Source organism: Pseudomonas sp. HY7a-MNA-CIBAN-0227 (assembly GCF_040310325.1).
In the GTDB taxonomy this organism is placed as follows: Bacteria; Pseudomonadota; Gammaproteobacteria; order Pseudomonadales; family Pseudomonadaceae; genus Aquipseudomonas.
This window is the reverse complement of the sequence record NZ_JBEOPT010000014.1, coordinates 126162-137396: the sequence shown is the minus strand read 5'-3', so window position 1 is coordinate 137396 and position 11235 is coordinate 126162. Positions and strand designations below refer to the sequence as shown.

Below are 11235 nucleotides of genomic sequence, written 5' to 3'. Positions count from 1 at the left end.
TGTGAGAGCCTGGATTCTACCGGTGGCTGGCTCTCTGCCTCTCGTTTCAAGCGTTGCGCTTATTCTATGAATTCAGGGGGAAAAAAGTCGGTGTTGGCAGCGCATCGACCTATGAGGCCTATCTGAACAAGGACCTGGTCATCGAGGGTGCCAACACGCCTATCGACTACCCGTTCAATACCGTTCAAGCCGTGCCGTATGACAATGAAACCGTGGCCTTCCAGGATTTGGCTCTGGGCACCGGCAAACGCCTGGATGCCATGGTCACCAACCTGGTGACGGCCAAGGAGCGTATTGATCACGACCCACGCTTCAAGATCACCGGTGCTGCGCTTTACGCCGAGCCCAACGTGGTGGCCACCGAGAAAGGTGACCCGCAGTGGGACGCCAAGCTGACGCAGGTGCTGGCCGAGCTTAAAAGCGATGGCACGTTGGCAAAGATCTCCCAAAAATGGATCGGTTCAGATATCAGCCAATGAGTGTATTTCCAACACCTCCCTCTCTCGTCAAACCACCGCCCATCAAGCGTCAGTGGCTGTCATTCCAGGTTCGCCTGTGGCTGACCTGGGCCGTGATGCTGTGCCTGTTTGCCGGGCTGTTCATGAGCTTCGACCTGAAGTTTGCGATTGTTGCCGCCAAGTGGCAGAACCTGGTGGGACTGCACTTGTCACCCAACGGTTTTTTGCAAGGTGCGGCGCTGACGCTGTTCTTGTGTTTTTGCTCGATCTGGTTGTCCCTGGCCTTGGGCTTTGCCACGGCCCTGGCGCGCCTGTCGAAAAGCGCGGTGGCTTTTGGCATTGCCAGTTTCTACGCCTCGTTCTTTCGGGGTACGCCGCTGCTGATCCAGATTCTGTTGATCTACCTCGGCCTGCCGCAGTTGGGTGTGGTTCCGGGCGCCATCAGTGCCGGAATCATCGCGCTGTCGCTCAATTACGGGGCGTACCTGAGCGAGATCTTTCGCGCCGGCATCATCGGCGTCTCGCCGGGCCAACGTCAGGCAGCGGCAGCCCTGGGCATGAGCCCGGCGGTGACGTTCTGGCAGATCATCCTGCCCCAGGCGATGCGCACCATCATTCCACCGACCACCAGCCAATTCATTTCCATGCTCAAGGATTCTTCGCTCGTCTCGGTCATGGGGGTCTGGGAGGTGATGTTCCTGGCGCAGTCCTACGGACGCTCGTCATACCGCTACATCGAAATGCTCACCACCGCCGCCGTCATCTACTGGCTGATGTCCATTGGCCTGGAGCTGATCCAGGCGCGACTGGAACGGCACTACGCCAAGGCCTACCTTCACGGGCGATAGTGCATCGCCCACACTTTGCATGCAGGAAGCACCATGTCAGATCCAAAACCGCTGTTATTCGGACTCTACGAACAAGCCAGTGTCGGCTGCGGCGGCGCGCCCAGCCTGTGGACCCATCCGGCCGACGAAAGACTGGGCATCAACACCCTGAAATACTGGTCAAACCTGGCACGCACCGCTGATGAAGCCAATCTCGACCTGATGTTCTTCGGCGACGTCCTAGGGTTCTACGACGTGTTCGGCGCCAGCGAAGCGATGGCGCTGAAGTGGGCCGTCGAGGCGCCGGCCAACGATCCGCTGACGATCATTCCCGCACTGGTTGCCCTGACCGAAAAACTGGCCTTCGGCGTCACCGTCACCACCAGCTACGAACACCCGTTCACTCATGCCCGGCGCTTCAGCACCCTGGATCATTTGTCCGATGGGCGCATCGGCTGGAACATCGTCACGTCTTATCTGTCCAGCGCCGCGCGCAACTTTGGTCTTGAGCAAATGATCAAGCACGACGACCGCTACGAGCGCGCCGAAGAGTTTCTCGACGTGGTGTACAAACTCTGGGAAGGCAGCTGGGCCGATGATGCTGTGGTGGCCGACAAGCTCACACAGACCTATGCCAATGGCTCACGGGTGCGGCCCATCCACCATGCCGGCGAGCATTATCGGGTGGCCGGGCCGCACCTGACATCACCCTCGCCGCAACGCACACCGCTGCTGATCCAGGCGGGCTGGTCAGCGCGGGGGCGTCAGTTCGCTGCCAAGCACGCAGAGCTGGTGTTTATCGCCAAATCCAACCCACTGGAAATACGCGCGGGGCTGGAAGATATCTGGCGCCAGGCCCAAGCCCGTGGTCGCAGGGCAGAGGACGTCAAGTCGCTGACCGTGCTACGGATCGTCACAGCCGCCACCGCCATCGAGGCGCAGAAAAAGTACGAAACCCTGCAAAGCAACTATCACCTGCAAGCGCAGTTGGTGAGTTATGCGGGCGACACCGGCATTGATATCAGTCGCTATGCCGACAACGAGGCGCTGTCCACCCAGACCGAAGGCATGACCTCCTACGTCATGAAACCCGATGGTAGCGGCAAGCCGCTGACCGCCGGCGAGGTCAGGCAACGCTTCGCCAACGTGACCCGCGGCAGCGACCTGATCCTGGTCGGCACACCGGAACAGGTGGCGGCACAGATCGAGGAACACGCAAGAATCTCCGGCACCAGTGGCTACATGCTTAACCCGCTGATCAGTCCCGGTTCACTCGATGACTTTGTCGAATGGGTGATCCCGGCGCTGCAAAAGCGCGGGCTGTATCGCAGCGGACCGCAGGCCGGCACGTTGCGCTCGCGCCTCAGCGTCGATGGCGGTGATCGCCTGCCAGGCTCGGCCTACGGCGCCTCGTTTCGCTTCGATTGAGCGGGACTCAATCTACAGCTGCGCCAACGAGCGCGCCGATCAGCACCAGTGGCAACACGACACACCGACCTCACGAGCGCGCCCCTCACTGTTGGGCGGACGGGCCGCGGCGTTGTGGCGTGTTACACGACTGCGCATCGAACTCAGCCTGGCATTCACTCGGGCTGACGAAGGCACGACTGTTCTTGCTGATCAGCCCTGGGCGATTCTGGCGGTCGATAAATACCTTCAGTCTCCTGGGATCATGAATCTACCGTCCAATTCGCCACACTAAGGCCGCATGTAGGCCGAATACAACCCACCCAACTAATCCACCCGCCACTTTTTTAAAAAATTTTCCTCAGAAAAAATCGGATATGCTCAAGATTACTAGAAAGGAAGCATGGAGGATTTTATGTTAAAAAAAATCACCACTATTTTTCACGTCGAGTGGGCTAATGCCAAACTCAAAGTCAGTCATATTGTCCTCTTTATTGCCGCAGTATGCCTCTCATTGATAGTGATAAGTATTTGGGGAGTTTTTAGCTCTCTAGAGAGGCACCTACACAACAAAACAACCGAGATGTCAAATCTTTCCAAAACGTTGTCATCCAGTATAGGGGCTACTCTAACTGAAGCTGACATAGTGATTTTGGGGGTCAAGGAACAGCTGGAAGCAGAAGGTACCAGCGCGGAGAATTTAAAAAGCCTGGGGGGAATACTAAAAATACAACAAAAACACCTACCTCAAATACATGGCTTCTTTATTTATGACGAGCATGGGAGTTGGCTGTTTAACTCAAACGGCATAATACCAGCGGGTGCAAACAACTCAGACCGCGATTATTTTATTTACCACCGCGACCACACCGACCCGGCCACTTTTATTGGCCCCTCTATACGCAGCCGATCAACAAACGAATGGATCACAACAGTATCGCGACGAATAAATCATCCTGACGGCAGCTTTGCCGGTGTCACGATAGCTACGATTTATCTTAAATATTTCATCACCCTTTACGATGACATAGACATGGGGAGCAATGGCATTATTAACCTTGCATCCTCAACGGGGAAAATTTTAGCCCGAAAGCCGTTTCGTGACGCTGACGTCGGCACGGATATTTCAAACGGACAAGTGTTTTCCCTATTAGTCCCTTCGGTAAATTCGGGGACTGCAACAACAAAATCAGTTGTCGATGGTGTAGAGCGAGTCGTCAGCTTTCGCCGTGTCAATGGCTACCCCCTTGTAATTATTACTGCATTTGATAAAAATGAAGTACTTGCGAATTGGCGTAGCGAGTCCCTCGACAGCATATTTATATCATCCCTATTATTGGTGGTGCTGAGCCTCCTGGGATATCGACTAATAAAACTCATGAGCCAACAAATTCAGGCACAAAAAGAATTACAGCTCTCACAAAAAACTTACATCGAAGCTAACAAAGCTCTTGGCCTACTTGCTCTTGAAGATGGATTAACGGGACTTTCCAATCGCCGTCAATTCGACTTTTTTATCGAAGCCGAAATCAGCAGAAAAAACCGAAAATCAGATGACACCGCACTCATCATGATTGATGTTGATTTCTTCAAAAAGTACAACGACCATTACGGTCACGTACAAGGCGATGAATGCCTCAAGATCGTGAGTACCATAATAAAAAAGAATGTCACTCGGGCAGGCGACCTTGCTGCACGATACGGCGGAGAAGAATTTGCCATCGTACTTCCAGGCACAGATTACGTTGGCGCCTTCCTCGTAGCCGAAAAAATTCGAACTGAGTTAGAGCGCAATGCAATTCAACACACTGAATCTCCTATGGGAGTAGTGACCATTAGCATTGGCATTAGCGCATTGTCAGGCACAATGACTGAGACGCCTAAAGACCTGGTCGACATTGCTGACAAGGCACTTTATATCGCCAAATCCAGCGGAAGAAACAGGACTGTTATTTCCGATTAACTGTCCAACACACCTTACGAACAGAGCCTGTCTCTGCTCTCTTTTCAGCCTTAATGATTCACCGCCGAATCAGCCTACGTGCGCAGTTTAATGAGCGTTGAACCAGTTGGGGTGAAGCACGGGGAAATGCTCCTTCAGCCAGTCCACAAATGCATCCACCTGTGGTGCAAGATGCGTTCTACTGGGGTACAGCACGGATACAAGGCGCGGCCTTGGACGAAATGCTCTGAGCACTTCAACCAAATCTCCTGTTGCTAGGAATGTCTCAACAGTGATTCCCGGAGCTTGAACAATGCCGAAGCCTGCAACACCACATTGCACGTAGGCATTCGACTGATTCACCGTGATACCTCCATGAGGCGTATGAGGACGATCTTCGCCGTCCACCGAGAAATGCCAAGGCAGCGGTCTGTTATTTTGACCGGAGATGAAGCTGACGCATCGGTGATCTTTTAGATCTTGTGGGGTTTTGGGTACCCCACACGCCTGGAGATAACCTGCAGATGCACAGGTCACCATGGTGGCGGTGCCAATTTCTCTCGCTACCATGCTTGAGTCCGGGAGTTCACCAATTCGCAGTGCACAATCGATGCCCTCGGCTACGAGATCTACCGCGCGGTCCGTCACGCCCAGCGCAAGCTCGATTTCGGGAAATACCTCCGTAAATCTTCTCAGGCTTTCCACGAAACTGTGCTGGGCAAATGCAGTGGGAATGTCAATGCGAAGCCGTCCCCGCAACGTCGATCCACTACGGTCGAACATGGATGTGGTTTCTGCGATGGTTACCAAAATCTCTTTGACACGCTCATAAAACCGCTCGCCCTCAGCAGTCAGTTTCACTTTACGCGTAGTGCGTTGAAACAGACGTACACCCAGCGAGGCTTCCAGATCCTGAATGGTGCGTGTGACGTGCGGGCGTCCTGCCTGCATGGCCTCAGCAACTTTGGTGAAGCTACCCAACTCCGCCAGCTTGGCGAACACCTGCATCGACTGTAGAAGCTCCATAAATATCTTTCTCGGCAAGCATGGCATTGGGGTGATTATTGCTTAACAGGATAACAATCCTGTTGGTTTCTGCACATTTATCTAGAGTCGCGATACCTCAACAATGTCCTCAGCGCAAAGGAGGAACCTGCCTCCCTCTGCACATTCAAAATTGCTGGAGACAGAAAATGAAAGCGTGGCTTCTGAAAGATTTCGGATTGAACAACCTGGTACAGGGGGAGACTGAAACACCTGTGCCCAAGGCTGGAGAACTGCTGGTAAAAGTGGGCGCTGTATCGCTCAACTTCCGGGACAAGGCAATCGTTGACGGTATTTATGAGCCTCATATGGTGCCCAAGCCACTAATTCCCGTAAGCGATGCGGCGGGTACTGTCGTGGCAGTCGGCGATGGCGTCACCCGCTTCGCTATCGGAGACCGCGTGAACTCACACCTTTACTCGCGGTGGCTGGATGGCATGCCAGGGCCAGATGAGCCCAACTATTGCTTCGGCTCGCCATTACCGGGCGGGCTGGCGGAATACATGATCATCCACGAGGACAGCGCGGTACGTGCCCCCGACAACATGTCAGATGAAGAAGCGGCGACCCTTCCAATTGCTGCTCTGACGGCATGGTATGCGCTCGTTGATTTTGGTCAGATCGAGGCCGGCCAAACTGTTTTGGTTCAGGGTACTGGAGGTGTTTCTGTTTTCGCAGCACAAATTGCAATGGCACTGGGTGCCAAAGTTATCGTCACCTCCAGTCAAGATGACAACCTGGAAGCTGTAAAAAAACTGTGTGCTGTTGCGGGCGTGAATTATCGCACTCACCCTGAGTGGGCAGAAGAAGTGCTAAAACTCACCAATGGCAAGGGGGTGGATCTCCTTCTGGATGTGGCAGGCGGGGATGGCATCAATCAATCCATTGCTGCGACAAAGGCAGGAGGGCGTATCGCACAGATCGGGTTTCTGACGGGCCAAACCTCTGCGCTGAACTTGATGCCTCTGATCTTTCGGCAAACAACGATTCGTGGCATTGCCGTTGCTCCACGCTCCTCATTTGACCGCATGAACGAATTCTTGAATGAGCACAAGATTCGCCCGGTAATCGATCACGTCTATCCGTTTGATCAAGCACGCCAAGCTTACGAACATTTGGCCAGAGGGGCGTTTGGTAAGGTAGTAATCAAGATCGCGTAAGATCAAACGGCGTGGAGTTACTCGCTAAACGGGTAATGGGGGTCTATTTAGCTTGTGGTTTCACTGCCATCGGTAGAGACATCACCCGCTGCCAGTACGCGACTATGAAGATGTGACGAGCACCGGCGAGGCCAGGGACACATGCAGCGTCAGGCCGGCAGTATCAGGTCGAAGAAGATGTTCTGGTTGCGGGTCATCACAACAAATGTTCGCGCTGCGGCAAATAGACGCACCTGACTACGAGAGCCCACAAAAGCGCTCTTTTCGACTAAATACACGTACCTCCAGCTTGTTCGATATGCCCAAGCAAAACAGGCAGTCCAGCCGGTATCCCGATTTCCGGCAAGCCTTTCGGATATCCAATACACCATAAGAAAAACGCTCCTATACCGGCGGCCAAACGACCGGAGTCGGCTCAGTAGCCCTAAGGGCTCAGCCGCCACCCCGGATGGCGAACACTTATCATCACCTGGCGCTGGCAGCTATCTCGCAGGACAGTTTGTGACAACACGATGACGCTCCCATGCTTCGCGTCATATAGAGCCAGATCAGCAGCGGTTTTGAGATGGGCCGATTCCGATGCTGACGATAACGACTCCTCGCGGCAGATTGAAATGATGGGCTATTCTAGGCACCTCGATGTTTGCGCTGATACCCATCTCGGCATACTGGACGACGTGCCAATCATTGAGGCTCTTGAACGCAGCGACGCGCGGTTCGCTGCAAAGTGGTGGCACTGGTTCTTCTTCGGTCAACCCGAGAAACCGGAGCAAGCAATCCTGGCAGACCCCAATAGTTCATATGGTGCTTCCCCCGAAACGATGGGTGCGGAAGCCTACGAGGACTTCCGAACAGCCATCCACGATCCGGCAAGCGCCCAATGAAATGGCAAGAGAAGTCCTCGAATGCCTGTGCGAAGACTAAGATTGGCGGCTCGCAGTCATAGTTTCTCCGCGCGAGGTCACGATGCGCCAAAAGCTGTTTTCTGAAATTCTCTCTTATGAAGGCTCAACCGCCTTTCCGCCAGACGTAAGTCCCGAAAAAACCCGCAGCCCCGAATTGCCAGATTCAACATCAATCAGGTCGGCAATCGCTTGTGCGCTTAGAGGCATACTCAGGAAATACCCTTGAACCTCATCGCACCGTGCATCCTGCAACACCTGGAGCTGTTCAATGGTCTCGACTCCTTCTGCCGTGACCGTCAGCGACAGTGCTCGCCCCAACCCGATGATGGCCTCAATGATCGGAAGATCGTCACCGCCTGGCTGCATTCCGGAAATAAAACTTCGATCAATCTTTAATCCATCGAAGGGAAACGACCGCAGGTAGCTTAACGACGAATACCCTGTGCCAAAATCGTCCATCGCCAAGCGAACGCCCAACGCTTTCAACTCGTGCATGATCTGCAGCGCTCCCTTGGCGTCTTCCAGCATCACGTTCTCAGTCAATTCCAACTCCAGCCTGGCCGGATCTAAACCGGTCTGCGACAGCACCGCCTGCACTCGGGCCACCAACTGCCCGCGCTGAAACTCTGTCGGCGACAGGTTCACCGAAACAAAGAGTTCTTCAGGCCAGGTCGATGCGGCCTCGCAAGCGGCGTGCAGTACCCAGTTGCTTAACGGCAGAATCAACCCGGTTTCTTCCGCGATAGGTATGAAAAGATCGGGCGCCAACAGTCCACGCACCGGATGCTGCCAGCGTACCAGTGCCTCGGCACCAGCCATGACTCGGCCTGTAATCTGGTAGCGCGGCTGAAAGTGAAGACGCAACTCATCATGTTTGATCGCGTGGCGAAGATCGCTTTCCAACTGACGACGATCAAGAATTCGAGTGTTCATCTCGCCTGCGTAAAAACGCCAGGTATTACGCCCTGCGTCCTTGGCTTCATATAACGCGATGTCGGCATAGCGCAGTAACTCGTCGGCCAGGGTGGCGTCGGCAGGTGCCATGGCTATGCCAATGCTGGCACTGATAAACACTTCATGATCTTCAATCTGGAACGGCTCTTCGATGCAGTCGATCAAACGCTTACACAGGTGCTCAACCTCATCCTGAGACACCATATTCGCCACCACCAACACAAACTCATCGCCACCAATTCGCGCAACCAAGTCATCGGAGCGCAAGCATTGCCCCAGCCTTTTGGAGACCTCGTTGAGCACTTGATCGCCTGCGGCATGCCCCAGCAAATCGTTCACCGACTTGAAGCGATCAAGGTCGATGCTGAGCATGACTAACGGATCGTCCAGTGTCGGCGCCGCCTTAAGTTTTCCATCCAGGAATTCCTGCATACGAGCGCGGTTTGCCAAGCCAGTTAGCGCATCGTGTTGCGACAGGTATTCAATACGTCGGCGGGCCGCCACTTCTTCGGTTATATCGCTCGCAGTGCCTCGATAACCCAACCCTTCCATTTCTCGCACAGAAAGGCGGCTTATTCTGACCTGACCGTCAGCTGCTTGATAACTGCATTGCAAGATGGCATTGACCCGCCGCGAGTGGTCTTTCAGCCACTGTGAGAGCGGCCCCTGATCAGACACCAGCAAGTCATCGATAGGTCGACCAATACACAGGGCTCTGCACAGCCCTGTCACTGTTTCGAAGCGCTCTGACAGATATGTGAAACGCAACTCAGAATCAATTTCCCAAATCCAGTCCGAAGACGCTTCGGCGACATCCCGAAATCTTGCCTCACTGGTCGCCAGGGCAGTCTGGCTGGCATGCAGGGAGCTGTAGTTCGCATCCATAACCATCGCCGCAGCCGTAGTGCGCCGCCGAAGAATCCAGGTCATCAGCCCAATGATCAGTCCCGCAATACCGATCAACGGCAAAACTAGGATCATTAGCTGATGTCCCGGACGCGTTGGCGTCCACTGCAAGGCTCCCGCGACCCCGGTTTCCCCCAGACGTAAAAACGACGGGCCGAGCGCAGGGCTATAGCTTGAGACAATGCGCAATTGGTCTATTCCGAAATCACTGCCCAAGACGCTCAATCTGACGGCATCCAGCTTGATGACAAACAACAGCACTGAGGAAGGCCTGTCATCAGCTTCGGTCTGAGGGGCGGTGCCAGGCGTCAACGGGGCGGCCGCGACCAGCACCGGAACGCCATCGACATCGAGGTACGTGGCGATTGGCGTTTCATTTTCCACCCCCGCACGGGCACGCTCAATTAGCGCGGTGATTGGTTGTTTCAACCAGTCTTCAGCCGCAACCGATTGCAGTTGCCCGTCAATGACCGAGTACGCCGTTCGACCGGTCGGATCGATAACAAACAAGCCCTGAAATCCAAAATCGTCATATAAGGTAGAGCCGACGTTCTGGCGGACGAACGCCCAATCGGTATCCACCCTTCGATGAAGATGATCATAAGCATCACCCCAAAACGCATAGTCCTTGATCGTCAGAAGTATCGACTTCTCCAAGGATTGCACGGCCTTTCCAGCATAAAAATAGCTTTGGGCCTCCGCTTCATGGTCTTGCTTAGAGGCGATGTAAACAATCAAAACGCTGGTCAGCAAGAATATCGTTAGCAATAAGCCAGAGAAGCCCATCAGGACAATACGGGTAAGCGTTAGATGGGAGGTTTGTACCTTCAGAAGAGGATCACTCTGCTTGTTTTTCATTTGGCTCTTCCTGGCGGTGCAGTGAATACGGGCCAGCACATGAGACTACATGCAGATATCTAAAGTGACGGGTAAAAGAATCCTCCCTGACTCGTAGTAACACCTCGTCACAGCCCAGGCGGTTGATAGGATCCGGGGTGCTGTTGTTAGCTGTATCGGCCTGAGTCTCGAACTCTTGATCTCTCCAGGCCTTTCCGCTGCTCAACGACTGAGCAACGCGAAATAAATATGTATCGCGCTCTGGGTGCCGAAGCTCCCACAGTTTCAGTGTCGGAAGAAAAATCCGTTAAGAGCTAATGACTAGAAACGAGTAACGGTTGAACGGTTGGATATGCCCACCCCAGTGTAACGGTGCTCAGCACTAGATAACGCACGCCCTTGGCCAGGGTGACGATCAGCAGAAAAGTCCAGAATGGCTCGCGCATGACTCCGGCGACGACAGTCAGAGGTTCACCAATGATCGGCACCCAACTCAGCAGTAATGACCAGCACCCGTAGCGCAGATAGGACTGCTGGGCGTTTTCGAGCTTGCTCTCGCTCACTGGGAACTATCGCTTGTGACGGAATCGTTCAACGGAACGGCCCAGCACCCAGGTCAGTGCGGAGCCAAGAACGTTGCAAGGTGGCGACCGCCAAGAGCGTAGAAGCCACGTATTGGGCGGAGTGCAACATCCCGACCAACACAGCCTCAGACTGCATTGGCAATAACGTGGCGGCAGCAAATGCCGCCACGAACAGACCAACGTAGCTCGTGAGTTCAAACACTAAAGAGTC

7 protein-coding genes and 2 pseudogenes are annotated in these 11235 nt (G+C 54.1%); 6 read left to right on the top strand and 3 right to left on the bottom strand.

Going from position 1 to position 11235, the window contains the following annotated elements:
- Window positions 1-68 precede the first annotated feature (68 nt).
- The 4 genes and pseudogenes from AAEZ06_RS21420 to AAEZ06_RS21405 form a co-directional block, all read left to right on the top strand.
- Window positions 69-479: pseudogene (locus AAEZ06_RS21420) on the top strand (transporter substrate-binding domain-containing protein); the annotation flags it as partial.
- A complete protein-coding gene (locus AAEZ06_RS21415; RefSeq protein WP_149413912.1) occupies window positions 476-1306 on the top strand; it encodes an amino acid ABC transporter permease in 831 nt (276 codons plus the stop codon). The pseudogene AAEZ06_RS21420 and the gene AAEZ06_RS21415, both read left to right, overlap by 4 nt.
- Window positions 1307-1339: 33 nt before the next feature.
- Complete coding sequence (locus tag AAEZ06_RS21410) at window positions 1340-2713, top strand: LLM class flavin-dependent oxidoreductase (RefSeq protein ID WP_149413911.1); 1374 nt, start codon at window positions 1340-1342, stop codon at window positions 2711-2713.
- A 394-nt stretch (window positions 2714-3107) separates the two neighbouring features.
- Window positions 3108-4655, top strand: coding sequence for a sensor domain-containing diguanylate cyclase (locus tag AAEZ06_RS21405; RefSeq protein ID WP_350616074.1), 1548 nt, complete (start codon window positions 3108-3110; stop codon window positions 4653-4655).
- Between the two features lie 87 nt (window positions 4656-4742).
- Here the strand turns inward: AAEZ06_RS21405 and AAEZ06_RS21400 are convergent, their stop codons facing one another.
- Window positions 4743-5642 carry a LysR family transcriptional regulator gene (locus AAEZ06_RS21400; RefSeq protein WP_350616073.1) on the bottom strand — a complete coding sequence of 300 codons (900 nt, stop codon included), beginning with the start codon at window positions 5640-5642 and terminating at the stop codon, window positions 4743-4745.
- Window positions 5643-5827: 185 nt separating this feature from the next.
- Between AAEZ06_RS21400 and AAEZ06_RS21395 the strand changes: the two genes are divergently transcribed.
- Together AAEZ06_RS21395 and AAEZ06_RS21390 are read left to right on the top strand one after the other, a co-directional pair.
- Window positions 5828-6838, top strand: a complete 1011-nt coding sequence (locus AAEZ06_RS21395; RefSeq protein ID WP_149413908.1) for a zinc-dependent alcohol dehydrogenase family protein — start codon at window positions 5828-5830, stop codon at window positions 6836-6838.
- A 560-nt stretch (window positions 6839-7398) separates the two neighbouring features.
- A complete protein-coding gene (locus AAEZ06_RS21390; protein WP_149414837.1) occupies window positions 7399-7722 on the top strand; it encodes a hypothetical protein in 324 nt (107 codons plus the stop codon).
- Between the two features lie 114 nt (window positions 7723-7836).
- On the opposite strand, the gene AAEZ06_RS21385 is transcribed toward AAEZ06_RS21390, so the two are convergent.
- On the bottom strand, window positions 7837-10461 hold the full coding sequence (locus AAEZ06_RS21385; protein ID WP_350616070.1) for a bifunctional diguanylate cyclase/phosphodiesterase: 2625 nt from the start codon (window positions 10459-10461) through the stop codon (window positions 7837-7839).
- A 293-nt stretch (window positions 10462-10754) separates the two neighbouring features.
- A pseudogene (locus AAEZ06_RS21380) lies at window positions 10755-11226 on the bottom strand (YqaA family protein).
- Window positions 11227-11235 lie beyond the last annotated feature (9 nt).